The 25,032-nt window shown below is 74.0% G+C and carries 25 protein-coding genes and 1 pseudogene; 25 read left to right on the plus strand and 1 reads right to left on the minus strand.

All coding sequences use genetic code 11. The features are described 5' to 3' along the window. Window positions 1-661 (minus strand): annotated as a pseudogene (locus H505_RS0132545) (hypothetical protein); the annotation flags it as partial. 177 nt (window positions 662-838) lie between these two features. Here H505_RS0132545 and rsmD point away from each other — a divergent pair. The 25 genes from rsmD to H505_RS0132670 all read left to right on the plus strand — a co-directional run bounded on the left by rsmD (window position 839) and on the right by H505_RS0132670 (window position 25,027). Continuing rightward, window positions 839-1,432: a 16S rRNA (guanine(966)-N(2))-methyltransferase RsmD gene (gene rsmD / locus H505_RS0132550; RefSeq protein WP_034521014.1), complete on the plus strand. Its 594-nt coding sequence runs from the start codon at window positions 839-841 to the stop codon at window positions 1,430-1,432. Window positions 1,433-1,658: 226 nt separating this feature from the next. Continuing rightward, window positions 1,659-2,141, plus strand: a complete 483-nt coding sequence (gene coaD / locus H505_RS0132555) for a pantetheine-phosphate adenylyltransferase (RefSeq protein ID WP_026405300.1) — start codon at window positions 1,659-1,661, stop codon at window positions 2,139-2,141. 159 nt (window positions 2,142-2,300) lie between these two features. Further along, on the plus strand, window positions 2,301-2,948 hold the full coding sequence (locus H505_RS0132560) for a YceD family protein (RefSeq protein WP_051301438.1): 648 nt from the start codon (window positions 2,301-2,303) through the stop codon (window positions 2,946-2,948). 1 nt (window position 2,949) lies between these two features. Then, on the plus strand, window positions 2,950-3,129 hold the full coding sequence (gene rpmF, locus H505_RS0132565; RefSeq protein WP_026405302.1) for a 50S ribosomal protein L32: 180 nt from the start codon (window positions 2,950-2,952) through the stop codon (window positions 3,127-3,129). 348 nt (window positions 3,130-3,477) lie between these two features. Further along, window positions 3,478-4,308: a ribonuclease III gene (rnc, locus tag H505_RS45815; protein WP_051301439.1), complete on the plus strand. Its 831-nt coding sequence runs from the start codon at window positions 3,478-3,480 to the stop codon at window positions 4,306-4,308. Continuing rightward, the gene (mutM, locus tag H505_RS0132575) at window positions 4,301-5,230 is read left to right on the plus strand and encodes a bifunctional DNA-formamidopyrimidine glycosylase/DNA-(apurinic or apyrimidinic site) lyase (RefSeq protein ID WP_026405303.1); all 930 of its coding nucleotides are present in this window, start codon (window positions 4,301-4,303) and stop codon (window positions 5,228-5,230) included. Before rnc ends, mutM begins: the two co-directional genes overlap by 8 nt. A gap of 64 nt (window positions 5,231-5,294) precedes the next feature. Further along, window positions 5,295-5,615 carry an acylphosphatase gene (locus tag H505_RS0132580; protein WP_026405304.1) on the plus strand — a complete coding sequence of 107 codons (321 nt, stop codon included), beginning with the start codon at window positions 5,295-5,297 and terminating at the stop codon, window positions 5,613-5,615. A 179-nt stretch (window positions 5,616-5,794) separates the two neighbouring features. Continuing rightward, window positions 5,795-5,992 carry a hypothetical protein gene (locus H505_RS0132585; protein WP_026405305.1) on the plus strand — a complete coding sequence of 66 codons (198 nt, stop codon included), beginning with the start codon at window positions 5,795-5,797 and terminating at the stop codon, window positions 5,990-5,992. 379 nt (window positions 5,993-6,371) lie between these two features. Next, on the plus strand, window positions 6,372-10,049 hold the full coding sequence (gene smc / locus H505_RS48290; protein ID WP_026405306.1) for a chromosome segregation protein SMC: 3,678 nt from the start codon (window positions 6,372-6,374) through the stop codon (window positions 10,047-10,049). Between the two features lie 368 nt (window positions 10,050-10,417). Continuing rightward, window positions 10,418-10,825 carry a globin domain-containing protein gene (locus tag H505_RS0132595; RefSeq protein ID WP_169528889.1) on the plus strand — a complete coding sequence of 136 codons (408 nt, stop codon included), beginning with the start codon at window positions 10,418-10,420 and terminating at the stop codon, window positions 10,823-10,825. Window positions 10,826-10,852: 27 nt separating this feature from the next. Then, window positions 10,853-12,019, plus strand: a complete 1,167-nt coding sequence (locus H505_RS45825; protein ID WP_034521017.1) for a globin domain-containing protein — start codon at window positions 10,853-10,855, stop codon at window positions 12,017-12,019. Window positions 12,020-12,024: 5 nt separating this feature from the next. Next, window positions 12,025-12,792: a DivIVA domain-containing protein gene (locus H505_RS0132605; protein WP_157433217.1), complete on the plus strand. Its 768-nt coding sequence runs from the start codon at window positions 12,025-12,027 to the stop codon at window positions 12,790-12,792. A 102-nt stretch (window positions 12,793-12,894) separates the two neighbouring features. Then, window positions 12,895-14,052, plus strand: coding sequence for a signal recognition particle-docking protein FtsY (ftsY, locus tag H505_RS0132610; protein ID WP_026405309.1), 1,158 nt, complete (start codon window positions 12,895-12,897; stop codon window positions 14,050-14,052). A 262-nt stretch (window positions 14,053-14,314) separates the two neighbouring features. Further along, complete coding sequence (locus tag H505_RS45830) at window positions 14,315-15,682, plus strand: ammonium transporter (protein ID WP_211238612.1); 1,368 nt, start codon at window positions 14,315-14,317, stop codon at window positions 15,680-15,682. After that, window positions 15,679-16,017: a P-II family nitrogen regulator gene (locus H505_RS0132620; RefSeq protein WP_026405310.1), complete on the plus strand. Its 339-nt coding sequence runs from the start codon at window positions 15,679-15,681 to the stop codon at window positions 16,015-16,017. The genes H505_RS45830 and H505_RS0132620 overlap by 4 nt, the downstream gene beginning before the upstream one ends. An 8-nt stretch (window positions 16,018-16,025) precedes the next feature. Next, window positions 16,026-18,320: a [protein-PII] uridylyltransferase gene (locus H505_RS45835; protein WP_034521018.1), complete on the plus strand. Its 2,295-nt coding sequence runs from the start codon at window positions 16,026-16,028 to the stop codon at window positions 18,318-18,320. A 161-nt stretch (window positions 18,321-18,481) separates the two neighbouring features. Further along, entirely contained in the window at window positions 18,482-20,056 is a 1,575-nt protein-coding gene (gene ffh, locus H505_RS0132630; protein ID WP_026405311.1) for a signal recognition particle protein, read from the plus strand. Between the two features lie 190 nt (window positions 20,057-20,246). Continuing rightward, window positions 20,247-20,678, plus strand: coding sequence for a 30S ribosomal protein S16 (gene rpsP, locus H505_RS45840; RefSeq protein WP_034521021.1), 432 nt, complete (start codon window positions 20,247-20,249; stop codon window positions 20,676-20,678). A gap of 1 nt (window position 20,679) precedes the next feature. Further along, window positions 20,680-20,922 (plus strand): RNA-binding protein, encoded by a 243-nt coding sequence (locus tag H505_RS0132640; RefSeq protein WP_026405312.1) that lies wholly within the window; start codon window positions 20,680-20,682, stop codon window positions 20,920-20,922. Between the two features lie 183 nt (window positions 20,923-21,105). Then, window positions 21,106-21,618, plus strand: coding sequence for a ribosome maturation factor RimM (gene rimM / locus H505_RS0132645; protein ID WP_425248278.1), 513 nt, complete (start codon window positions 21,106-21,108; stop codon window positions 21,616-21,618). Next, a complete protein-coding gene (trmD, locus tag H505_RS0132650) occupies window positions 21,615-22,397 on the plus strand; it encodes a tRNA (guanosine(37)-N1)-methyltransferase TrmD (RefSeq protein WP_026405314.1) in 783 nt (260 codons plus the stop codon). Before rimM ends, trmD begins: the two co-directional genes overlap by 4 nt. 117 nt (window positions 22,398-22,514) lie before the next feature. Then, entirely contained in the window at window positions 22,515-22,865 is a 351-nt protein-coding gene (gene rplS, locus H505_RS0132655) for a 50S ribosomal protein L19 (protein WP_026405315.1), read from the plus strand. 135 nt (window positions 22,866-23,000) lie between these two features. After that, window positions 23,001-23,933 carry a signal peptidase I gene (lepB, locus tag H505_RS45845; RefSeq protein WP_084551086.1) on the plus strand — a complete coding sequence of 311 codons (933 nt, stop codon included), beginning with the start codon at window positions 23,001-23,003 and terminating at the stop codon, window positions 23,931-23,933. A gap of 69 nt (window positions 23,934-24,002) precedes the next feature. Further along, window positions 24,003-24,716, plus strand: coding sequence for a ribonuclease HII (locus H505_RS0132665; protein ID WP_026405316.1), 714 nt, complete (start codon window positions 24,003-24,005; stop codon window positions 24,714-24,716). Beyond that, window positions 24,713-25,027: a DUF2469 domain-containing protein gene (locus H505_RS0132670; RefSeq protein ID WP_026405317.1), complete on the plus strand. Its 315-nt coding sequence runs from the start codon at window positions 24,713-24,715 to the stop codon at window positions 25,025-25,027. Before H505_RS0132665 ends, H505_RS0132670 begins: the two co-directional genes overlap by 4 nt. Window positions 25,028-25,032 lie beyond the last annotated feature (5 nt).

The raw sequence follows: 25,032 nt of genomic DNA on the forward strand, positions 1-25,032 counted from the left end.
GTTCCGCGCCCGCCTCGACGGTGGCGTCGGCGAGCGACACGCTGCCGTCCGCCCGGAGCCGCACACCCGCGTCGAGGTGCGGGGTGCGGACCCCGGCGGTCAGCCCGAGCCCGGCGGTCGCCGTGCGGGTCCGCTCGTCGTAGCCGAGGTCCGCGTCGAGGCGGAGCTCCAGCCCGACGGCCTGCTCGGTCCGCTCCGCGGGCTCCGCGCCGGGCTTCTGCTCCCGGCCGGACTCCTGCTCCCGCTCCTGCCGCTGCTGCGTGCGCGCCCGCCGCTTCGGTTCGGCGGACTCGCTCGCACGGGGCGCCCTGCCCGTCTCGCTCTTCTCGCTCTTCTCGCGCCCGGCGGTGGCCCCGTCGCCCGCCGTCCGCTCCGGCTCGTCCCGGTCGAGGGTGCGGACCACGGGCTCGGCGGTGCGCCGCAGCGCCTCGCCCGCCCCGGTCCGCCCCGTTCCCGGCTTCCCCGCGCTCGTCTTCCCCGTGTCCCGCGGCTCCGCCTTCGTCGCCTTCCTGGCTTTCGCCCGCTTGGCGTTGGCCGCGCCCTTGGCCGGCTGGTCGGCCGCGGCGCGGGCGGGAGCGCGCTCGGCGGAGAGCCGGGAGGTCTCGGCGTGGGAGACGCCGCTCATGGCGGCGATGCCCAGGACGGTCGCCCCGGCGGTCACCGCCAATCTCCTACCTTGGTGCACCAGTGCTCCTGAGGGGTCGGGTGGTTGCACAACCTGCGAGCACGTTGGCACGCGAAGTAGTCGTTGTGAACATCACGTCACCGATTTGGTAGAGGTTCACAGGAGTCCCCGCTTCCGTTTGTGGCATTTTCCGGGACCGGAATACTGAGGGGCATGACACGGGTGATCGCGGGGAGCGCGGGCGGCCGGCGGCTCGCCGTCCCGCCGGGACGGGACACGAGGCCGACCAGCGACCGCGCGCGCGAGGGCCTGTTCGCGACCGTCCTCGCCCTCCTCGGCCCTCTGGACGGCCTGCGCGTCGCCGACCTGTACGCCGGATCGGGCGCGGTCGGCCTCGAGGCCCTGTCGCGCGGCGCCGCGCACGCCCTGCTCGTCGAGTCGCACCCCCGCGCCGCGAAGGTGCTCCGGCGGAACGCCGAGGATCTCGGCCTGCCCGGCGCGGTGCCGTGCGCCGACAAGGTCGAGCGCGTCGTCCGCCGCCCGCCCGACGCGCCCTACGACCTGATCTTCGCCGACCCCCCGTACGCGCTGCCCGACGCGGCCGTCACCGAACTGCTCGACGACCTGCGCGACCACGGCTGGACGGCGCCGGACGCGCTCGTCGTCGTCGAGCGCGCGGCGCGCGGCCCCGCGCTGCGCTGGCCGGAGGGGTACGAGGCCGACCGGGACCGCCGGTACGGGGAAGCGGTCTTCTGGTACGGCACGGCCGTCGGCGGCGTGACGCCCCGCGGCCGCGGGCGCGGGTGACCGCGCACCCGCCGGGTAGGGCACCGTCCGGACGGCTGCACGGTCCGGCCCGACCGCCGCGGAGACCACCGATGCGCTCGCGTCCCGGCCGTCCGCACGGCGCGACCGGCCGCGACGTGCCCGGGACGTGCCGGGACGGACCGTCGAGCCCGGGTGAAAGCGGGCAGAATGGGATTTGGTACGTTCGCGCCGCAGGTCAGAAACCGGGAACGAAGGGGTTCGCGCCGTGCGCCGTGTCGTCTGTCCGGGATCGTTCGACCCCGTGACCAATGGCCATCTCGACATCATCAGCCGCGCCTCCAGCCTGTACGACGAGGTGGTCGTCGCAGTGCTGATCAACAAGAACAAGAAGAGCCTGTTCACCGTCGACGAGCGCGCGGACATGATCTCCGAGGTGACCGAGGGGTACGGCAACGTCCGCGTCGACAAGTTCTACGGCCTGACCGTGGACTACTGCAAGGAACAGAACATCCCGGTCATCGTCCGGGGGCTCCGCGCCGTCAGCGACTACGAGTACGAGCTCCAGATGGCGCAGATGAACCACCGCATCGCCGGCATCGAGACCCTCTTCATGGCGACGAACCCCGAGTACGCCTTCCTCTCCTCCAGCCTGATGAAGGAGGTCGTGAAGTTCGGCGGCGACATCTCCGGCCTCGTTCCCGACAGCGTCCGCGACCGGCTCGTCGACCGGCTCCGCGAGACCGACTAGGCGGGACGCGCGGGGCGGGGGCGCGCGGCCGGGCCCGGCGGCGGTCCGGTGGCGGCGGTCCGGCGGTGGCGATCCGCTGGTGGGAGGGCCGCGAGTTGGGGACGGCGCCCGGCGTTCGGTACCCTGGGACATCGGCCATCACCAACGGCTTTGATTCCCATGCCTCACGAAAGCAGGATTCCGCTGACACGCCTCGACCCCAACGCGCCGCTCGTGCTCGACACTCGGGCTCTCGGCAGGCAACCCGGGTCGTCGCGCGAGGAGCGCCTGACCGTGCCGGCTCCGGAGGATTTCGGTGTGGAGATGGTGGGCGTCCCCGAGGGCGCCGCGATCGAGCTGGACCTCCGGCTCGAGGCGGTGCTGGAGGGGGTGCTCGTCACCGGCACGGCGACGGTTCCCCTCGAAGGGGAGTGCGCCCGCTGCCTCGACCCGATCGCCTCGACCTTCGAGGCGGACTTCCAGGAGCTCTTCGTCTATCCTGACACCCGCTCCGGCGGGAACGCCGATGACGACGAGCTCCACCTCGAGGACGACCTGATCGACCTCGAACCGCTGCTCCGAGACGCGGTGGTGCTCGCGCTGCCGCTCTCGCCACTGTGCCGGGACGACTGTCCCGGCCTGTGCGCGGAGTGCGGGGTCCGGCTGGCCGACGCCGGTCCGGACCACCGGCACGACGTCGCCGACCCCCGGTGGGCGGCACTGCGGGACATCGCCGCCGGCATGGCGGCCGACGACCCGGAGCGGGGGAGCGGGAGCCACGGCGCCCGCGGTTCATCCGACCGACGAGAAGGAAAGCAGGAGGGCTGACGTGGCCGTCCCGAAGCGGAAGAAGTCCCGCAGCAACACGCGGCACCGGCGCGCGCAGTGGAAGACCGCCGCGCCGACCCTGGTCGACTGCCCGACGTGCCGCGACAAGAAGCTGCCCCACACCGCGTGCGCGACGTGCGGCACCTACGACCGGCGGCAGGTCATCACCCCGTCGGCCTGAGTCTTCCTCGCATCCCGGGGGGCGGCCCCGCGCACACGGCGCGGTCCGCCCCTCCAGGTGCGTGAAGGCACGACCACCCCGGCGCGCGACGTCGGCGTGGTGTCCGGCACGGCGGCCTGTGCCCGGAGCCGTGGTGCACGCCGGGATCAGCCGAACCGGCGCGCACCTCGTCTTCGCGGACCTCGCCGCGGGGCGACCGCCCCGCCCGGCCGGCCCGTCCGTCCCCGCACGGGGCGGCCGCGGGCCGTCCCTCCTCGTGCCGCGCCCTCCGCCGTCCCCGGCCTCCCGGCCGCGCGCCATCGAGGCGACCGCGCGTCCGCGCGGCGCACGGCCTGCGAGGAGGGCCCGTTGAGCGCCAAGAAATCCGACCCCGCGCCCGACCGCGCGGAACTGACCCGCGCCCTCGGCGTCGAGGTCGACGACGCGCTGCTGGAGCGCGCGCTGACCCACCGCTCGTACGCGTACGAGAACGGCGGCCTGCCCACCAACGAGCGCCTGGAGTTCCTCGGCGACTCGGTGCTGGGCCTCGTCGTCACCGACACCCTGTACCGGGGGCACCCCGACCTGCCCGAGGGGCACCTGGCGAAGCTGCGCGCCGCCGTCGTCAACATGCGGGCGCTCGCGGGCGTCGCGCGCGGCCTCGGCGTCGGCGCGCACATCCGGCTGGGCCGCGGCGAGGAGGGCACCGGCGGCCGCGACAAGGCGTCGATCCTCGCCGACACCCTCGAGGCGCTCATCGGCGCCGTGTACGTCGACCGGGGCCTGGACGACGCGTCCGCGCTCGTCCACCGGCTGTTCGACGCCCTCATCGCCCGCTCGGCGGGCCTCGGCGCCGGGCTCGACTGGAAGACGTCCCTGCAGGAGCTCACGGCCGTCGAGGAGCTCGGCGTCCCCGAGTACCACGTCGCCGAGAGCGGCCCCGACCACCAGAAGACCTTCCGGGCGTCGGTGCGGGTCGGCGGCGAGACCTACGGGTCCGGGGAGGGCCGCAGCAAGAAAGAGGCGGAGCAGCACGCCGCCGAGGCCGCCTGGAACGCCATCCGCGACATGGCCGCCGAGCGGGAGAAGGCCGGGAAGGCGGACGCCGGAGAGGCCGGCGCCGGGACGGACGGGACGGGCGCCGCCTCCGGCGCGGGGAACGGCCGGGGCTCGCGTCCCGCCGGGCTCACCGGTGCCTGAGCTGCCCGAGGTCGAGGTCGTCCGGCGGGGCCTCGACCGCTGGACGACCGGCCGCACCGTCGCGACGGCCGAGGTGCTGCACCCCCGCGCGGTGCGCCGCCACGAGGCCGGGCCGGCCGACTTCGCCGGGCGCCTCGCCGGCCGCACCGTCCTCGCGCCGCGCCGCCGCGGCAAGTACCTGTGGCTGCCGCTCGCGGACGGGCCGGGCGCGGCGCCGTCCGAGGCGCTGCTGGCCCATCTCGGGATGAGCGGGCAGCTGCTCGTCGGCGAGCCGGGCCGGGAGCCGCAGAAGCACCTGCGGGTGCGGATCGGGTTCACCGACGGCGCCGCCGCCGACCCCCTCGACCTGCGGTTCGTCGACCAGCGGACGTTCGGGCACCTGATGGTCGCCGACCTCGTCCCGGACGCCGTCGCGGGCGCCGCCGCCCCCGCGCCGGACGGCACCGGCCTCGTCCCCGAAACGATCGTGCACATCGCCGCCGACCCCCTCGAGGCGGCCTTCGACGGCGACGCGCTGTACCGGGCGCTGCGGCGCCGAAAGACCGGCATCAAGCGGGCGCTCCTCGACCAGTCGCTGGTCAGCGGCGTCGGCAACATCTACGCGGACGAGGCGCTGTGGCGGGCGCGGCTGCACTGGGCGCGGCCGACCGAGACGCTGACGCGCGCCGAGGCGGCCCGGATCGTCCAGGCCGCGCAGGACGTGATGAGCGCGGCGCTCGCCGTCGGCGGGACGTCGTTCGACAGCCTGTACGTCGACGTGAACGGCGACAGCGGCTACTTCGAGCGCTCCCTGGACGCCTACGGCCGCCGGGACGAGCCGTGCCGCCGCTGCGGGACGCCGATCCGCCGCGACGAGTTCATGAACCGGTCGTCCTACAGCTGCCCCGTGTGCCAGCCGCGCCCGCGGCGCGGGCGGTACTAGGGTTCCCCTGGCACGGACGGCGGGACGGGGGATCGACCGCGTGATCGACGAGGGGGGACGCGACATGGGCGACGACGAGGCGGTGCGGCTCACCGCATGGGTGCGGGGACGCGTGCAGGGCGTCGGATTCCGCTGGTGGGTGCGGGCGCGGGCACTGGAACTCGGCCTGGTCGGAAGTGCGTCGAATTTGAGCGACGGCCGTGTCGAAGTGGTGGCCGAGGGGCCGCGCGGGAAATGCCGCGGCCTCCTCGAGATGCTGCGTCCCGACGCCGCGGCGGCCGGCGCTCTGCCGCCCGGCGGGCCGGGCCGTCCGGGCGCCGTGACGGGCGTGACGGAGCGGTGGAGCGAGCCGCGCGGGACGGCCGAGGGTTTCGAGGAACGGTGACCGGGTACGGAAGTCCGGTTTGTACCTGCTAAACTGGATGGTGAAAGGTTGTTACCGGCCTGTGATGTGCGTCTTGACCAGGACAGCGGCCGGTGCGACTCTAGACGATACGCGCACCGACATCAGTTGCTTCTCGTGCGCGATCCCTGCTGGTTGCTCAGCGTGGAGGACCTTTAGTCATGGCGAAGGCTCTACTCGGCCACGTCGGCGGTCCCGACCCCCGGATGGTCGCGGAGATGCGGCGCCTTCAGCAGCGCGTACGCGACCTGGAAGCCGAACTCGTACGGCTCCAGGCGGAGAACGACGCGCTCGCGACGGCGAACGAAGACGACGTGATGTCGCTCGCGGTGAAGGACCGTGAACCGGCGCTGACCTGATCGGCGCCGCGGAACCGATCGAAACAGGGACGCCGGGAGTCTGGCGTCCCTAAAGTTTGCCCCACGCCACCGGCGCGATGATCGCGGCCGGTGCCCGCCCGTGCGCCCGCCCGTCCCGGCGGCGTCCGGTCCGGCACCGCCCGGTCCGGCACCGTCCGGCTCGCGAGGGGCGCCGGATCCGGCGCGGCAGCAGGTCACCGGTCGCGCCGACCGGTATCCTCCTCGGAATGCCCGGCCCCCGCGCGGCGTGACCCGCGACGCGAGCGGGGACGGCGACTGAGCAGCGGGCCCGGCGGGGGAGGCCCTCCGGCGCCGCGAACGGCGCGCGCCCCGTCCCGACGGTCCCCCGGCGTACCGACCGGAGGAGGACGGCGAGCGCGTGTATTTGAAGAGCCTGACGTTGCGCGGCTTCAAGTCCTTCGCGTCGTCGACCACGCTGAAGTTCGAGCCCGGCATCACCGCCGTCGTGGGTCCCAACGGGTCCGGCAAGTCCAACGTCGTGGACGCGCTCGCGTGGGTGATGGGCGAGCAGGGCGCGAAGTCGCTGCGCGGCGGCAAGATGGAGGACGTCATCTTCGCCGGCACGGCGAACCGGGCGCCGCTCGGCCGCGCCGAGGTCGTGCTGACGATCGACAACGCCGACGGCGCGCTGCCCATCGACTACACCGAGGTCACGATCAGCCGGCTGATGTTCCGGTCGGGCAGCAGCGAGTACGCGATCAACGGCGACTCGTGCCGGCTGCTCGACATCCAGGAACTGCTGTCGGACTCCGGCATCGGCCGGGAGATGCACGTCATCATCGGGCAGGGGCAGCTCGACCGGGTGCTGCACTCCGGCCCCGAGGGCCGCCGCGCGGTGATCGAGGAGGCCGCGGGCGTCCTCAAACACCGCAAGCGCAAGGAGAAGGCGCTGCGGAAGCTCGACGCGATGCAGGGCAACCTCACGCGCGTCCAGGACCTCACGGGGGAGCTGCGCCGCCGGCTGAAGCCGCTCGGCAAGCAGGCCGAGATCGCGCGGAAGGCCGCGGTGATCCAGGCCGACCTGCGGGACGCGCGGCTGCGGCTGCTCGCGGACGACCTCGTCACCCTGCGCACGAAGCTGGAGCAGGAGGCCGCCGACGAGGCGCAGATCCGCGAGCGGCGCACCGAGACCGAGCGGGCGCTCGCGCAGGCGCAGGAGCGCGAGGAGGCGCTGGAGGCCGAGGAGGCCGTCGCGGCGCCGAAGCTGAAGCAGGCGCAGGACACCTGGTACCGGCTGTCGGCGCTGCAGGAGCGGCTGCGCGGCGTCGCCGACCTCGCCGCCGAGCGGCACCGCAACGCCGCCGAGGCGCGGGAGGACGAGCGGCGCGGGCGCGACCCCGAGGACATGGAGCGCGAGGCCGCCGAGATCCGCGAGCAGGAGGAGACGCTCCGCGCCGCCCTGGACGAGGCGCAGGACCGGCTCGCCGACGCCGTGCAGGAGCGGACCGGCGTCGAGGAGGCCCTCGCCGGCGAGGAGCGGCGCCTGCAGGCCGCCGCGCGGGCCGCCGCCGACCGCCGCGAGGAGCTGGCGCGGCTGCGCGGCCGGGTGGAGGCGCTGCGCAGCAAGGCCGCCGCGGGACGGTCCGAGATCGGGCGGCTCGTCGAGGCGCGGGACGAGGCGGAGCGGCGGGCCGAGACCGCGCGCGCCGAGTTCGAGGCGTTCGAGGCGGAGGTCGTCGAGGACCCGGAGCTGGCCGCCGAGCACGAGGCGGCGCAGGAGGCGCTCGCGACCGCCAAGGACGCCGCCGAGCGGGCGCGGGACGGGGTGGCGGGGCCGCGCGGGGCCGTCAAGGAGGCGCGGCAGGCCGTCGCGGCGGCGCGCGGCGCCGACCAGGCCGCCCAGAAGAAGGTCGCGGCGCTGCAGGCGCGCATCGAGGCGCTGAACCTGACGCTGTCGGCCGCCGCCGACGGCGGCGAGGCGCTGCTGGAGGCGGGCTCCGACGGGTCCCTGGACGGGGTGCTCGGGACGGTCGCGTCGCTGCTGACCGTCCGCCCCGGCTACGAGACGGCGGTCGCGGCGGCGCTCGGCAACGCGGCCGAGGCCGTCGCGGTCGGTTCGCTGGACACCGCCGAGGCGGCGCTGGCGCTGCTGCGGTCCCGCGACGCGGGGCGCGCGGGCCTGCTCGTCGGCGGCGGGCCGAACGGGGACGCGTCCGCGCGGATCGACGGCGTCGACTACGCGGTCGACGCCGTCACCGTCCCCGACGGCGTCCGGCACGCCCTCGCGCACCTGCTGCGCGACGTCGCGGTCGTCGACGACGTCGCGGCCGCCGCCGCGCTCGTCCGGCGGGCGCCCGCGCTGCGCGCCGTCACCCGCGACGGGGAGCTCGTCGGCGCGCACTGGGCGCAGGGCGGCGCGGCGGGCGGCGCGCAGGGCCTCCTGGAGATGCGGACGACCCTCGACCGGGCCGCCGAGGACCTCGCCGCCGCCGAGACCGCCGCCGAGACCGCCGCGGACGGGCTGGCCGCCGCGGCGGAGGCCGAGCAGTCGGCGCAGTCCGCGCTGGAGGCCGCCGAGGCCGCCGCGAGCGAGGCCCAGACGGGCGTGAACCGCGCGCAGTCCGACCTCGACCGGGTCCGCGCGCGCGTCCGGGAGTTCGAGGCGCGGGCGGCGCAGGAGGCCAAGCGCGCCGCCCGGCTGGAGGCCGACGTCCGCGCCGCGCGCGGCGAGGCCGAGCGGCTCACCAAGTCGCTGGACGCCGCGAACGAGTCCCTCGAGCAGGACGTGCGGGCCGCCGACGACCTCGCGCTGCGGCTCGCCGAGGCCGAGGAGGCCGCCGACGTCGCCGACGAGGCCGGGGACGACACCGAGGCGCGCGACGAGCTGAACGCGCGCGTCCAGGAGCTGCGGTCGGCCGAGATGGAGGCGCGGCTGTCGGTGCGGACGGCCGAGGAGCGCGTGCAGGCCATCGCGGGGCGCGCCGACGCGCTGGAGCGCGGCGCCCGCCGGGAGCGCGAGGAGCGGGCCCGCGCCGCCGAGCGCCGCGCCCGCCGCGAGATGCAGGCCCGCGTCGCGCAGGCCGTCCTCGCGGGCGCGCGGGCGGCGCTGGGGCGCATCGAGCTGTCGCTGGCGGCGGCCGTGCGGCGCCGCGAGGCGGCCGAGGAGGCCCGCGCGGCGCGCGAGGCCGAACTGAAGGTCGTCCGGAACCAGGTGCGGGAGCTGTCGGCGACGCTGGAGCGCCTCGTGAACGTCGTGCACGGCAACGAGGTGGCGCGTGCCGAGCAGCGGCTCCGGCTGGAGCAGCTCGAGCAGCGGGCGATGGACGAGTTCGGGCTGGAGGTCGACGCGCTCGTCGGCGAGTACGGGCCGGACGTGCCGGTGCCGCCCGGCCCGGACGCGGGCGACGACGACCGGGAGCCCGCGCGTCCCGTCCCGTACGACCGGGCCGTGCAGGAGAAGCGCGCGAAGACGGCGGAGCGGCAGCTCAACCAGCTCGGCAAGGTCAACCCGCTCGCGCTGGAGGAGTTCGCGGCGCTGGAGGAGCGGCACGCGTTCCTCAACTCCCAGCTGGAGGATTTGAAGAAGACGCAGCGCGAGCTGCTCGGCCTCGTCAAGGAGGTCGACGAGCGGGTGCAGCAGGTGTTCGGCGCCGCCTACGCCGACACCGCCCGCGAGTTCGAGCGGATCTTCGCGCGGCTGTTCCCCGGCGGCGAGGGCAGCCTGTCGCTCACCGAGCCCGAGGACATGCTGGCCACCGGCGTCGAGGTCGCGGCCCGGCCGCCGGGCAAGAAGGTGAAGCGGCTGTCGCTGCTGTCGGGCGGGGAGCGGTCCCTGGTCGCGATCGCGTTCCTGGTCGCGGTGTTCAAGGCGCGGCCGTCCCCGTTCTACGTGCTGGACGAGGTCGAGGCGGCGCTGGACGACACCAACACCCAGCGGCTGATCACCGTCTTCGAGGAGCTGCGCGAGTCGTCCCAGCTGATCATCATCACGCACCAGAAGCGGACGATGGAAGGCGCGGACGCCCTGTACGGCGTCAGCATGCGCGGCGACGGCGTCACGCAGGTCGTCAGCCAGCGCCTCCGGGAGGACGACTAGCGCCGCGGGGCGCACGCGTTCCGCAATATGCGCCCATCCGTAAATGGCATTTCGGAATGTCTGAATCGGCGGGCAAAAGATCGTCGCTCTGCGGGGAAAATCACCCTGCGCCATGCGATGCGGGCGCATGACGCGCGCGCGGCGGTCCGGCGCCCGTCCGGCCATCACCGCAGGACCGTGCGCGATGCCGGACGGCCGCGCCAAGAATGGCGAAAAAGTCTCACACGAATCGGCACGGACGGTGAACGCGCCGCGACGGTCGCGGGCTTGTGCCCCGCCGATTCGATCCACTACGCATGTGCCCCGTGGTTCTCGGGACCCCTTCCGGACACCCCGCCCGGGACGGAGGACCACGGGAGAGGTGTGCCATGGACGCTCGGCGTCTCCAAGAGAACTTCGCCCTCGTGGGCGGCAGCGGAATCGACGTGGCGGAGTACTTCTACGCCGACCTGTTCACGAAGAATCCGCAGCTCAGGTCGCTGTTCGGCGGCGCGATGGCCAAGCAGCACGAGAAGCTGCTGACCGCGCTGGCGCACATCGTGGAGTCCGTGGACGACGAGGCCGAGCTCGTCCCGTACCTGCGGGACCTCGGCCGCCGCCACGCCGGGTTCGGCGTCGCCGCCGAGTACTACCCGCACGTCGGCGCGAGCCTGATCGCCACCCTCGCCCACTTCAGCGGCCCGGCGTGGAACGCCGACCTGGAACGCGACTGGACGGCCGCCTACGGCGTCGTCGCCCAGGTCATGCAGGAGGCCGCCGCCGAGCCCGTCGCCTGACGGCGTCCGCGACCCGCTCCCGCCACCGTGGACGCACAACGCCTCAAGGACAGCTTCGCCCAGGTCGCGCGGCACGGAGACACCGTCGCGCTCTTCTTCTACGCCGACCTGTTCGTCCGCAACCCGCACCTGCGCGACATGTTCCCGATCGGGATGACCGGCCAGCGCGACAAGCTCCTGCGCGCGCTCGGGACGATCGTGGCGCGGGTCGACGACCTGCCGAACCTCGTCCCGTTCCTGCGGCAGCTCGGCCGCGACCACCGCCGGTTCGGCATCATCGCCGAGCACTACCCGAACGTCGGCGCCAGCCTCCTCGCCACGCTGCGGCACTTCTCCGGACCCGCCTGGAACGACGACCTCGAAAGCGACTGGAACGCCGCCTACAGCCTGGTCGCCAAGGTCATGCTGGAGGCCGCCGACGAGGACGCCCTGAACCGTCCGGCGTGGTGGAACGGGCAGGTCGTCGCCGTCGAGCGGCGGAGCTTCGACATCAGCGTCCTGCGGGTGCTGCCGGACCGGCCGCTCCCGTACCTGCCCGGCCAGTCGGTGGCGCTGGAGGTGCCGTCCCGGCTGCGGCACTGGCGCTACTACTCGCCCGCCAACGCGCCGCGCCCCGACGGCACCGTCGACTTCCACGTCCGGCTGGTCGACGGCGGCCCGGTCAGCCCGGTGCTGGTGCGCGGGACGCAGGTCGGCGACCGCGTCCGGATGGGCGCCCCGGTCGGCACGCTCACGCTGGACGAGTCGTCCGCCCGCGACGTCCTGCTGGTCGCGGGCGGCACCGGGCTCGCGCCGCTCAAGGCGATCCTCGAGCAGATCGCCGGGCGGCCGTCGCCGCCCCGGGTCCACCTGTTCTTCGGCGCCCGTGACCGCGACGGCCTCTACGACCTCGAGGACCTGACCAAGACGGCCGGGGACCTGCCCTGGCTGACCGTCGTGCCGGCCGTGTCGGACGAGACCGCCGGGCACGGCTTCTCCGCACTGCTTCAGTCCGGCGCGCTCCGGGACGGCGGCGACGCCATCGAGCACGGGACGCTCGCCGACGCCGTCGCCCGCCGCGGCCCCTGGACCGGCCACGACGCCTACGTGTGCGGATCGGCCGAGATGGTGCGCGCCACCGTCGAACGGCTCGCCGGGCTCGGCGTCGACCGCGCCCGCATCAGGCTGGAAACCTTCGCCGACGCCGAGAGGTGACCCTGTTGGACTCCCCGAACCTTCCCGTCGTGTCCGAGGGGACGCGGCTGACCCCGGGCGAACTGCGGTCGGTGGTGTTCGCGCGGGCCGCGCTGGGCCGCCGCGGGTACGACGAGGACCAGGTGCGCGAGTTCCTGCAGTACGCCGAACGGGAACTCGTCCAGATCTTCCACGAGAAGTCGGCGCTCGCCGAGGAGGTCGGCCGGCTCCGCGCCCGGGTCGGCTCGGCCGCCGCGGGCGGCTCCGACCCGGGGCCGGGAGCCGACGGCCCGGGCGTGATGGCGCCCCAGGACGCCCACTTCCAGGCCGTCCGGATCCTGTCCCAGGCGCAGCAGACCGCCGACCTGTACGTCGCCGACGCCGAGCGGTACACGCGCGAGCTGGCCCACGAGGCCCGGCTGCACCGCGAGGCGATCCTGTCCGACGCCAAGGGCCGCGCCGAGCAGATGCTCGAAGAGGCCCACCGCCGGGCCGCCGCGATCGCGGACGCCGCCGTACGCGAGGCCGAACGGACCCCCGCGCCCGCCGGACCGCCGACCGCCGCGCCCGCGGCGCCGTCCGGCGGGTCCGGCGGGTCCGGCGGCGACGCGGACCCGGACGAGCGGCGGCGCCTGGAGCGCGAGGTCGCCTACCTGCGTACCTACAGCGACGTCTACCGCAACCACCTGCGCACCTATCTCGAGGCGCTGCTGCGCAACGTCGACGAGTGGGAGGGCTCCGAACGGGCATCTGTCCAGGGAGGAGCCCCGGAGCCGCCACGGCTGCGGGGCTGAACACGTGCGTCCGCCACCGGGCGCGCGGCGGGACGGTCGCGCGTCCGGTGCAGCGTGTTCGGCGCCGGCGCGCCGGTCTGGAAAACTGGGGGCGTTATGGGAATGGAATACCTGATCCTCATCGCCGTGCTGGTCGTCGTCGGCCTGATCGTCGGCGGTTTCCTGCTGCTGCGGCCCGGCCGCACCAGGCCGCGGCCGCCCGCCGAGGAACCCACGGAGGAGCGGCGCGGCGGCGCCACCGCCGTCGACGAGGCGGAGGGGACGGCCCCGACGCTCGAACGGGCGCCGCCCACGGAGGCCCCCGCCCCGCCGCCCACGGTCGAGATCGAGAAGCCGCCGCCCGGCGCGGGCCGCCTCGTCCGGCTGCGCGCCCGGCTCGCCCGCTCCCAGAACGCCTTCGGCAAGACCCTCCTCGGGCTGCTGGCGCGCGAGACCCTCGACGACGACGCCTGGGAGGAGATCGAGGACACCCTCATCACCGCCGACATGGGCGCCGCCGTGGCCACGCAGGTCACCGACGAGCTGCGCACGCGCGTCCAGGTCCTCGGCACCCGCGACGCCGCCGAGGTGCGGGCGCTGCTGAAGGAGGAGCTGGTCAAGCAGATCGGCCCCGACATCGACCGCTCGCTCAACACCGGCCCGCACGGCGGACGGCCCGCCGTCCTCATGGTCGTCGGCGTCAACGGCACCGGCAAGACCACCACCTGCGGCAAGCTCGCCCGCGTCCTCGTCGGCGACGGCCGCACCGTGCTGCTCGGCGCCGCCGACACCTTCCGCGCCGCCGCCGCCGACCAGCTTGAGACGTGGGGCACGCGCGTCGGCGCCCAGGTCGTCCGCAAGGACGAGGGCGCCGACCCGGCCAGCGTCGCGTTCGACGCCGTCAAGCAGGGCATCGACACCAAGGTCGACGCCGTCATCGTCGACACCGCCGGCCGGCTGCACACCAAGACCGGCCTGATGGACGAGCTCGGCAAGGTCAAGCGCGTCGTGGAGAAGCAGGCGCAGGTCGACGAGGTCCTGCTCGTCCTGGACGCCACCACCGGCCAGAACGGCATGCAGCAGGCCCGCGTGTTCGCCGAGGTCGTCAACGTCACCGGCGTCGTCCTGACGAAACTGGACGGGACGGCGAAGGGCGGCATCGTCGTCCAGGTGCAGCGCGAACTCGGCGTCCCGGTGAAGCTCGTCGGGCTCGGCGAGGGCCCGGACGACCTGGCGCCGTTCGAACCGGAGGCGTTCGTCGACGCGATCCTCGGCGACTGACCGCCGGGCCCCGAACCCGTACCTGACGGAGCCCCGCGCGCCCCAGGCGCGCGGGGCTCCCCCCTTCCCGCGACACGCGGATTTTCGGGCCTTTTCGGCCCTCACAGCCGCCGGAACGCGCCTGTGAGGAGTCGGAAACAGACCGGCAACATGGCCGGTGCCCATTTCACACCGCGGAAACGCGAGAGCCCCCGGAGCGAAACGGCCGAGGCCCAATCTCTGAACAGTTCGTTTTCCCCGGCGAGGAGGGGCACTGGCAGAGATGACAGTCGACAGCGGAAGCACCGCATGGATGCTGACGAGCACCGCGCTCGTCCTCCTGATGACACCGGGCCTGGCCTTCTTCTACGGGGGCATGAGCCGGGCCAAGAGCGTGCTCAACATGATGATGATGAGCTTCGTCTCGATCGCCGTCGCGGGCATGGTCTGGGTCGTGTACGGGTACTCGCTCGCGTTCACGTCGGGCGGATCCCTCAGCTCGTTCGTCGGCGGGCTCGGCGACTGGGGCCTGGTCGGCCTCGAGAACGCCGCGACCGCCGACGACGGCAGCGGCGTCCCGCAGCTGGTCTTCGTCGCGTTCCAGGCGACGTTCGCCATCATTACGGTCGCGCTCATCAGCGGCGCGATCGCGGACCGTGCCAAGTTCGGGGCCTGGGTCCTGTTCATCCCGATCTGGGTCACGCTCGTGTACCTCCCGATCGCGCACTGGGTGTGGTGGTCGGACGGCGAGGAGGGCGGCCAGGCGGGCTGGATCTTCGAGCTCGGCGCCCTCGACTTCGCGGGCGGCACCGTCGTGCACATCAACGCCGGCGTCGCGGCCCTCGCGCTCGCGCTCGTCCTCGGCAAGCGCCGCGGCTGGCCGAAGGACCCGATGCGCCCGCACAACCTCCCGTTCGTCCTGCTCGGCGCCGGGCTGCTGTGGTTCGGCTGGTTCGGGTTCAACGCCGGGTCCGCGCTGTCGGCCGGCCCGACCGCCGCGGTCGCGTTCATCAACACGATCGTCGCCACCTGCGCCGCCGCGTTCGCCTGGATCATCGTCGAGAAGCTGCGGGACGGCTCGTCCACCACGCTCGGCCTCGCGTCCGGCATCGTCGCCGGGCTCGTCGCGATCACCCCGGCGTGCGCGTTCGTCACCCCGCTCGGCGCCCTCGCCATCGGCCTCGTCGCCGGCGCGGTCTGCGCCTTCGCGGTCAGCCTCAAGTACAAGCTCGGCTACGACGACTCGCTCGACGTCGTCGGCGTCCACCTGGTCGGCGGCATCGTCGGCGCCCTGCTGATCGGCATCGTGTCCACCACGGCCGTCAACGACGGCGGCGCGGACGGGCTGCTGGCCGGCGGCGGCCTCGGCCTCCTCGGCAAGCAGGCCCTCGCGGTCGTCGCGACGCTCGCCTACTCGTTCGTCGTGACCTTCGTGATCGCCAAGGTCATCGACCTGGTGATGGGCTTCCGGATCAGCGAGGACGACGAGCTCGCCGGCATCGACAGCATCGCGCACGCCGAGACCGCCTACGACTTCGGCGCCGTCCGCGCCGGATCGGGCGCCACGGCCGCGTCCGTCGGGCCCCCGGCCGTGCACGACGGGGCCGCACGGCAGTCGCAGGACGAGACCAAGGAAGAGGTGCGGGGATGAAGCTCGTCACCGCGGTGATCAAGCCGTTCAAGCTGGACGAGGTCAAGGCGGCCCTCGAGACGTTCGGGGTGCGCGGCATGACCGTCAGCGAGGCCAGCGGCTACGGCCGCCAGAAGGGCCACACCGAGGTCTACCGGGGCGCCGAGTACAAGGTCGACCTGGTGCCCAAGATCCGCGTCGAGGTGCTGGTGGACGGCGAGGACGCCGACGACATCATCGACGTGCTCGTCAAGGCCGCCCGCACCGACAAGATCGGCGACGGCAAGGTCTGGGCGGTCCCGGTCGACACGGTCGTCCGGGTCCGGACCGGCGAGACCGGCCCGGACGCCCTGTAGGACGGGCCATGACCGTGCGCTCGGGGAACTCGGCCCGGGCCGCCCTCGCGGCGGCCCGGGCCGAGCGCGCCGCCGACATCGACCGCCGGCTCGGGGAGCTCCTCGCCGCGCCGCCGGACGGCGGCGGGTCCGGCGCGGCGGGGGAGCGGGCGCTCGCGCTCGCCGCCGTCGGCGGGCACGCCCGCCGCGACCTCACCCCCGGCGGCGACCTCGACCTCGTCCTGCTGCACCGCGGCCGGCCCGACATCGCCGCCGTCGCCGACCGCGTCTGGTACCCGGTCTGGGACTCCGGGATCCGCCTCGACCACTCCGTCCGCACCGTCGCCGAAGCGCGCGAGGTCGCCCGCACCGACCTCAAGGCCGCCCTCGGCCTGCTCGCCGCCCGGCACGTCGCCGGAGACCCCGCCCTCCTCGACGAACTGCGCGCCGCCGTCCTCGCCGACTGGCGCGCCCACGCCCGCACCCGCCTCCCCGCCCTCGCCGACCTGTGCCGCGAACGCTGGGCCGCGCACGGCGAGCTCGCCTTCCTCCTCGAACCCGACCTCAAGGAGGCCCGCGGCGGCCTGCGCGACGTCCACGTCATGCGCGCCGTGGCCGCGTCCTGGGTCGCCCCCGCCCCCGACGGCCGCGTCCGGGAGGCCCACGACCTGCTCCTCGACGTCCGGCACGCCCTCCACGACGTGACGGGCCGCGCCACCGACCGCCTCGTCCTGCAGGAGCACGACGCCGTCGCCGCCGCCCTCGGGTTCCCGGACGCCCACGCGCTCAAGCACGCCACCGCCGAGGCCGCCCGCACCGTCGCGCACGCCGCCGACCAGCTCTGGCGGCGCGTCGAGCGGTTCGCCGCCGGCCGCCGCGCCCCGGCCCGCCGCCGCCCCGTCGGCGACGGCGCCGTCGAGCACGACGGCGAGGTCGTCCTCGCCCGCGGCGCCGACCTGGACGACCCCGCGCTCGTCCCGCGCGTCGCCGCGGCCGCCGCGCAGCACGGCCTGCCGCTCGCCCCCGCGACCGTCGACCGCCTCGCCGCGTCCGCCGCCGTGCCCCGCCCGCCGTGGCCCGCCGCCGCCCGCGACGCGCTCGTCTCGCTCCTCGGCGCCGGGCCCGCCGCGATCCCCGTGTGGGAGGCGCTCGACCAGGCGGGGCTGATCGTCCGGCTGATCCCCGAATGGGAGCACGTCCGGAACCGGCCGCAGCGCGACCCGATCCACCGGTTCACCGTCGACCGCCACCTCGTCGAGACCGCCGCCGGGGCCGCCGCCCGCACCCGCGACGTCGCCCGCCCCGACCTGCTCCTCGTCGGCGCGCTCCTGCACGACATCGGCAAGGGCCGCGGCGGCGACCACTGCGTCGCCGGCGCCCCCATCGCCCGCGACATCGCCGTCCGCCTCGGCTTCGACGCCGCCGACGCGCGCGTCCTGGAGGCCGTCGTCCGGCAACACCTCCTGCTCCCGCACACCGCCACCCGCCGCGACATCGACGACCCCGCCACCATCGCGACCGTCACCGGCGCCGTCGCCGACGTCCCCGGCCGCGAGCGCGAGACCCTCGAACTGCTCGCCGCCCTCGCCGCCGCCGACGGCCACGCCACCGGCCCCGCCGCGTGGAACGCCTGGAAGGCCCGGCTCGTCGCCGAGCTCGCCCGCCGCGCCGCCGCCGCGCTGTCCGGCGGCACCCCGCCGCCCCCGCCCGCCCTCGGCGAGCGCGAACTCGCCCTCGCCCGCCGCGACGGCGTCAACGTCCGCGTCGCCGGGACCCGCGTGACGATCGCCGCGCCCGACCGCCCCGGACTGCTCTGGCGCGCCGCGGGCGTCCTCGCCCTGCACCGCCTCGCCGTCCGGACGGCCCGCACCGTGTCGTCCCCCGGCGCCTCCGCGGGCACCGCCGTCCTCGACTTCACCGCCGTCCCCGAGTTCGGCTCCCCGCCCGACCCCGCCGCCCTCGAAGCCGACCTGCGCCGCATGCTCGCGGGCCGCCTCGACGTCGCCGACCGCCTCGACCGCCGCGCCCGCTCCCGGCGCGTCCGCCCCGGCACCGCCGTCCCGCCGCCGCGCGTGATGATCGTCGACGGCGCGTCCAGCACCGCCGCCGTCGTCGAGGTCCGCGCGCACGACGGCCCCGGGCTGCTGTGGCGGATCGGGCGCGCGCTCGGCGGCCGCGGCCTGCGGATCCGCGCCGCGCAGGTCGACACGCTCGGCGCCGAGGCCGTCGACGTCTTCTACGTCGTCGATTCCCGCGACCGCCCGCCCGCCGACCCGTCCGTCCTGGAGGCCGTCCGCGCCGACATCCTGGACGCGCTGACCTGAACCCGGCGGGGAGGGGCATCCGGCAGGGGTGCGCGACCCCGGCGGGGAGGGGCGGGACGACGGACCGCCCGCAGACGGTCGCCCGAGGCGGGTGGGAACCCGCCGGGGAGCCGATACGCTGATAGACGATCCCAGTAGCTTTCCAAGGACGGTCCAGACACGTGTTCGAGACGCTCTCCGACCGGCTGACGACGGTCTTCTCGTCGCTGCGCACCAAGGGCCGGCTCTCCGAGGCCGACATCAACGCCACGGCCCGCGAGATCCGCGTCGCGCTGCTCGAGGCCGACGTCGCGCTGCCCGTGGTCAAGGACTTCATCGCCCGCGTCAAGGAGCGCGCCCGGGGCGCCGAGGTCTCGCAGGCGCTGAACCCGGCGCAGCAGGTCGTCAAGATCGTCAACGAGGAGCTCATCGAGATCCTCGGCGGCGAGACGCGCGAACTGCGGCTCGCCAAGAACCCGCCGACCGTCATCATGCTCGCGGGCCTCCAGGGCGCCGGCAAGACGACCCTCGCCGGCAAGCTCGCCCGCTGGCTCAAGCAGGAGGGCCAGACCCCGCTGCTGGTGGCGGCCGACCTGCAGCGGCCCAACGCCGTCCAGCAGCTCGAGGTCGTCGGCGAGCGCGCCGGGGTCCCGGTGTTCGCGCCCGAGCCGGGCAGCGGCGTCGGCGACCCCGTGGACGTCGCCCGCCGCTCCATCGAGCAGGCCCGCCGCGCCCAGCACAGCATCGTCGTCATCGACACCGCCGGCCGCCTCGGCATCGACGCCGAGATGATGCAGCAGGCGATCGACATCCGCGACGCCGTGCAGCCCGACGACGTCCTGTTCGTCGTCGACGCCATGGTCGGCCAGGACGCCGTCAACACCGCCCAGGCGTTCATGGACGGCGTCGGCTTCGACGGCGTCGTCCTCACCAAGCTCGACGGCGACGCGCGCGGCGGTGCGGCCCTCTCGGTCCGGCACATCACCGGCCGGCCGATCATGTTCGCCTCCACCGGCGAGAAGCTCGAGGACTTCAGCGTCTTCCACCCGGACCGGATGGCCGGGCGCATCCTCGACATGGGCGACATCCTCACCCTGATCGAGCAGGCCGAGCGCACGTTCGACGAGGCGCAGGCCGAGAAGATGTCGGCCAAGTTCGCCTCCGGCGAGGACTTCACCCTCGAGGACTTCCTCGAGCAGATGATGATGATCCGCAAGCTCGGCCCGATCGGCAACCTGCTCGGGATGATGCCCGGCATGGGGCAGGTCCGCGACCAGATCAGCCAGATCGACGACCGCGACCTCGACCGGATCGCCGCGATCATCCGCTCGATGACCCCGCAGGAGCGCTCGCAGCCCAAGATCATCAACGGGTCGCGGCGGGCCCGCATCGCCAAGGGCTCCGGCGTCACCGTCGGCGAGGTCAGCAGCCTCGTCACCCGCTTCTTCGACGCGCAGAAGATGATGCGGCAGATGGCCGGCGGCATCCCCGGCATGCCGGGCATGCCCGGCGGGGGCCGGCGCAAGGCGGCGAAGGCGGCCAAGGCCAAGAACAAGAAGGGCAAGCAGCGCAGCGGCGACCCCCGCAAGCGCGCCGCCCAGGCGAACCGGCCCAAGGAGCCCGCCGACGGCGCGCCCCAGGGCCTCCCGCCCGGCCTCGGCGGCGGCCAGCTTCCCCCCGGCCTCGGCGGCGGGCAGCTCCCGCCCGGCTTCCAGATGCCCGACCTCGACAAGCTGCAGCCCCGCAAGAAGAAGTGACGCGCGGCGTCACCGCCCGATTGCGCTTTTCCCGCGTCCGTCTGGCAGAATGGCGTGCTGGAAACCCGGAGCCGCACGGCGCCCTCTCTCGTCCTGCGCGGCCGGAGTCCATCGGGTTGACCGCAGGCCGGTGTTCCCCACCTGGCGCGGTCCGCCCACCCTGTAATGAAGTCTGGAGTACACCACACCCGTGGCAGTCAAGATCAAGCTCAAGCGTCTGGGGAAGATCCGGAACCCGCAGTACCGGGTCGTCGTCGCCGACGCCCGCACCAAGCGGGACGGCCGGGCCATCGAGGAGATCGGCCTCTACCAGCCCAAGCAGGACCCGTCGCTCATCCAGATCGACTCCGAGCGGGCCCAGTACTGGCTCGGCGTCGGCGCGCAGCCGACCGACGCCGTGCTGAGCCTGCTCAAGATCACCGGTGACTGGCAGAAGTTCAAGGGCGAGCCGGGCGCCGAGGGCACCCTCAAGGTCGCCGAGCCGCGCCCCGACCGCAAGGCCGTCTTCGAGGCCGCGGTCAAGGAGGCGCTGGGCGACGACGCGGGCGAGGCCACCGCGACCCGCGCCAAGAAGAAGGCCGAGCCGAAGAAGGCCGACACCGAAGTCAAGAGCGAGGGCTGACGTGCTCGAAGAAGCGCTCGAGCACCTGGTCCGCGGGATCGTCGAGCACCCCGACGACGTCGGAGTGCGCGCCCGCCGGATCAGGGGCGGCCGGGTCCTCGAGGTGCGCGTGCACCCCGAGGACCTCGGCAAGGTCATCGGCCGCGGCGGCCGCACCGCCAAAGCCCTCCGCACCGTGATCAGCGCCCTCTCCGGGGGCCGTTACGTGCGCGTGGACCTGCTCGACGTCAACGAGGTCCGCTGAGCGCGTGAACCTCAGCTCCGCCGCACGGCGCACCGCCGTGTCCGTGCGGGGGGACGACCTGCCCGGCCGTCCCCCCGCCCGTCGGCGTCCCCGAGCGCTCTCTTCGACACCGGCCGCCCGCCCCGCGACCGCCTCCGCGCGGCCCCTCCCCGCCGCGGCGGGCCGCAACGTGAGGTGCCCATCGTGAGCGACCCGATCGCCATCGGCCGGATCGGCCGCCCGCACGGCGTCCGCGGCGAGGTCACCCTCGACGTCCGCACCGACGACCCGGACGTCCGGTTCGCGCCCGGCACCTCGATCGCCACCGACCCGGCGTCCGCCGGGCCCCTCACCGTCGACCGCGCCCGCTGGCACTCCGGGCGCCTCCTCGTCCGGTTCGCCGGGATCGCGGACCGCGACGCCGCCGAGCAGATCCGCGGCACCTGGCTGGTCGTCCCCTCCGACGACATCCGCCCCTCCGACGACCCCGACGAGTTCCACGACCGCGAGCTCATCGGCCTCGCCGTCGTCACCACCGACGGCGCCGACGTCGGCCGGGTCGCCGACGTCCTCCACCACGGGCAGGACCTGCTGGTCGTGCGGGGGCCCGGCGGGGAGCGGCTCGTGCCGTTCGTGGCCGCGCTGGTCCCCGAGGTGGACGTGCCCGGCGGCCGGCTCGTCATCGACCCGCCCCCCGGCCTCCTCGACGAATCATGAACATCGACATCGTCACGATCTTCCCCGAGTACTTCGCCCCGCTGGACCTGTCCCTGCTGGGCAAGGCCCGCCGCGGCGGGCTGCTCGACCTCACCGTGCACGACCTGCGCGGCTGGACGCACGACCGGCACCGCACCGTGGACGACACCCCCTACGGCGGCGGGCCCGGCATGGTGATGAAGCCCGAACCGTGGGGCGAGGCGCTGGACGCCGTCGTCCCGCCCGGCACCACCGCCCGGCTGGTCGTCCCGACCCCCGGCGGGCGGCCCTTCACCCAGGCGCTCGCCGCCGAGTACGCCGCCGAGCCCCGCCTGGTGTTCGCCTGCGGACGGTACGAGGGCATCGACTCCCGCGTCGCCGAGGAGGCCGCGACCCGCATGCCCGTCGACGAGGTCAGCCTCGGCGACTTCGTGCTCGCCGGCGGCGAGGTCGCCGTCCTGGTCATGGTGGAGGCCGTCGCTCGGCTCCTGCCCGGCGTCCTCGGCAACGCCGACTCGGTCGCCGACGACTCCTTCGCCCCCGGCGCGATGGAATCCCTCCTCGAAGGCCCCGTCTACACCAAGCCGCCGGTGTGGCGCGACCGTCCCGTCCCGGAGGTCCTCCTCTCCGGCAACCACGGCGCGATCGCCAGGTGGCGGCGCGACGAGGCGCTGCGCCGCACCGCCCGCGTCCGTCCCGAACTGCTCGCCCGCCTCGACCCCGCGCACCTCGACGCGCACGACCGCGACGTCCTGCGCGAGGCCGGTTTTCCGGTTGACGCCGAACGTATGGCAAACTAGAGCGTCCGTGCGCCTGCGCTCGAGCAGGCGATGAAGACCGCTTCCGCGGCGCGACGCCCCCACGAAGGACCCACGGGGCCTCTCGACGCCCGCGTTCGACTTTGAGGAACCGCTGCGATGCACACCCTGATCCAGGAGATCGAAAAGGCCGCGATGCGCGCCGACGTCCCGGACTTCCGCCCGGGCGACACGCTGAAGGTGCACGTCCGCGTGACGGAGGGCAACCGGAGCCGTATCCAGGTCTTCCAGGGCGTGGTGATCCGGCGCCAGGGCGGCGGCGCCCGCGAGACCTTCACCGTCCGCAAGGTGAGCTACAGCGTCGGCGTCGAGCGGACGTTCCCGATCAACAGCCCGTCGATCGACAAGATCGAGGTCGTCACCCGCGGCGACGTCCGCCGCGCCAAGCTCTACTACCTGCGCAACCTGCGCGGCAAGGCCGCGCGCATCAAGGAGAAGCGCGAGTCCTGAGCCCGTGCCCCGCAACGCCCCGGACCCCCGCGGTACCGGGGCGTTGCCCGTTTCGGGGGGAATGTTCGGCTCGGCTCTCGGTGACACGCCCGCGACGGGCATGTTCGGGCCCCGCGCCGCTAGTCTTTTGATCTGATGACTGACGAGGACGATCGGAGAGACGTGCGATCCGAGGCCGAGGGCGCGGTGCCCGAAGAAGAGCAGACCGTGACCTCCGAAGAAGAGGAGGCCGAGGACGGCGACGACAAGAAGAAAAAGCAGGGCTCTTTCTGGAAAGAACTGCCCATTCTCGTCGTCATCGCCGTCGTCCTCGCCTTGGTCATCAAGGCGTTCGCCGTGCAGGCTTTCTACATCCCGTCCGGTTCCATGGAGAACACGCTCCAGGTCGGCGACCGGGTCCTCGTCAACAAGATCGTCTACCACACCCGCGACGTCGCCCGCGGCGACATCATCGTCTTCAACGGCCTGGACTCCTGGGACCCGGAGATGCAGGTCAGCGAGCCCACCAACCCCGTCTCCAAGGCCCTCCGCTGGGTCGGCGCCGCCTTCGGCTTCGCCCCCAACGAGAAGGACTACATCAAACGGGTCATCGGCATCCCCGGCGACCGCGTCAAGTGCTGCGACGCCCAGGGCCGCGTCACCGTCAACGACGTCCCGATCGACGAGTCGTCCTACCTGTACACCGACCCGATCACGGGCGAGCAGAACAAGCCGTCCAACGACCCCTTCGACATCAAGGTCGCACCCGGCCAGGTGTGGGTCATGGGCGACCACCGGGAACTCTCCTTCGACTCCCGCTCCCACCAGGCCGACCCCGGCGGCGGCACCATCCCGATCGACCACGTCATCGGCCGCGCCTTCGTGATCGTCTGGCCGCTGGACCGGATCGACACCCTCCCCATCCCGGACACCTTCGAGCAGCCCGCGCTCGCGGCCGCCGCCGCGGCCCTGCCCGCGACCCCCTTCGCGCTCGGCGTCATCGGCACCCTCCCGGTCGCCTACCTGCTGAAACGCCGCCGCCTCAGACCGGCGGAAGCGGCGATCCGCGGGAAGCCGACCATCGAGTGATCGGCGACATGCCCGGAAGGGGGCCGTTCGGGCGGCGGCAGGGGGCCCGGGAGACGTACGCTGCGGAGCATGAAGGGTCGTCCACTCCGCTTCACGCCCCGACGTGACGCCGGGCTGCTCGCCTACGAGCGAGCCCTGCAGCACGCCGGCTTCGCCCCCGTGGCCGGCGTCGACGAGGCGGGGCGGGGAGCCTGCGCGGGCCCCCTGGTCGTCGGCGCCGTGATGCTGCGCAGCGGCCGCCGCGGCACGATCGAGGGCCTCACCGACTCCAAGCTCCTCACCCCGGCCCGCCGCGAGGAGCTGTACGGCGAGATCACCGAACGGGCCCTCGCCTGGAGCGCCGTGGTCATCCCGTGCCACGACATCGACCGCATCGGCCTGCACCGGTGCAACATCACCGGGATGCGCCGCGCCCTCGCCGCCCTGCCCGAACGCCCCGCCTACGTGCTGAGCGACGGCTTCCCCGTGCCCGGCCTCGACGTGCCCGGCCTCGCGATGATCAAAGGCGACCAGGTCGCGGCCTGCGTGGCCGCCGCGTCCGTCATCGCCAAGGTCACCCGAGACCGCATCATGGTGGAACTCCACGAGCGGTACCCGGAGTACGGTTTCGACCTGCACAAGGGATACGTGACGCGCGCGCACGGCAAGGCCCTCCGCGAGCACGGACCTTGTCCGGAGCATCGGTTCTCCTACGTCAACGTCGGGCGAGCAGTGCGTAACAATGGGGACGTGGCCTTGGGGGAGGTCCCCGGCGAAGGCCGCACGGAAGGGGCACGAGCGTGAGCGCCGAGGATCTCGAGAAGTACGAGACCGAGATGGAGCTGCAGCTCTATCGCGAGTACCGGGACGTCGTCGGGCTGTTCACCTACGTCGTCGAGACGGAGCGCCGCTTCTACCTGACGAACTCCGTCGACCTCCAGGTACGCGGCACCGACAACGGCGAGGTCTTCTTCGAAGTCACCATGCAGGACGCCTGGGTCTGGGACATGTACCGCCCCGCCCGCTTCGTCAAGAACGTCCGCGTCGTGACCTTCAAGGACGTCAACGTCGAAGAACTCGCCAAAAGCGACTTCGAACTACCATCCGACCAGTAACCCCA

Origin of the sequence: Actinomadura rifamycini DSM 43936 (genome assembly GCF_000425065.1) — a bacterium.
GTDB lineage: Bacteria > Actinomycetota > Actinomycetes > Streptosporangiales > Streptosporangiaceae > Spirillospora > Spirillospora rifamycini.

Bases quoted from the DNA above. Each gene is read 5' to 3' on its own strand.
- ftsY (WP_026405309.1), top strand. From the start codon at position 12,895: ATGGAATACCTGATCCTCATCGCCGTGCTGGTCGTCGTCGGCCTGATC.
- H505_RS45835 (WP_034521018.1), top strand. From the start codon at position 16,026: ATGACCGTGCGCTCGGGGAACTCGGCCCGGGCCGCCCTCGCGGCGGCC.
- rsmD (WP_034521014.1), top strand. From the start codon at position 839: ATGACACGGGTGATCGCGGGGAGCGCGGGCGGCCGGCGGCTCGCCGTC.
- H505_RS0132665 (WP_026405316.1), top strand. From the start codon at position 24,003: ATGAAGGGTCGTCCACTCCGCTTCACGCCCCGACGTGACGCCGGGCTG.
- trmD (WP_026405314.1), top strand. From the start codon at position 21,615: ATGAACATCGACATCGTCACGATCTTCCCCGAGTACTTCGCCCCGCTG.
- rplS (WP_026405315.1), top strand. From the start codon at position 22,515: ATGCACACCCTGATCCAGGAGATCGAAAAGGCCGCGATGCGCGCCGAC.
- H505_RS0132585 (WP_026405305.1), top strand. From the start codon at position 5,795: ATGGCGAAGGCTCTACTCGGCCACGTCGGCGGTCCCGACCCCCGGATG.
- lepB (WP_084551086.1), top strand. From the start codon at position 23,001: ATGACTGACGAGGACGATCGGAGAGACGTGCGATCCGAGGCCGAGGGC.
- H505_RS45830 (WP_211238612.1), top strand. From the start codon at position 14,315: ATGACAGTCGACAGCGGAAGCACCGCATGGATGCTGACGAGCACCGCG.
- H505_RS0132580 (WP_026405304.1), top strand. From the start codon at position 5,295: ATGGGCGACGACGAGGCGGTGCGGCTCACCGCATGGGTGCGGGGACGC.
- H505_RS0132595 (WP_169528889.1), top strand. From the start codon at position 10,418: ATGGACGCTCGGCGTCTCCAAGAGAACTTCGCCCTCGTGGGCGGCAGC.
- H505_RS0132620 (WP_026405310.1), top strand. From the start codon at position 15,679: ATGAAGCTCGTCACCGCGGTGATCAAGCCGTTCAAGCTGGACGAGGTC.
- H505_RS0132560 (WP_051301438.1), top strand. From the start codon at position 2,301: ATGCCTCACGAAAGCAGGATTCCGCTGACACGCCTCGACCCCAACGCG.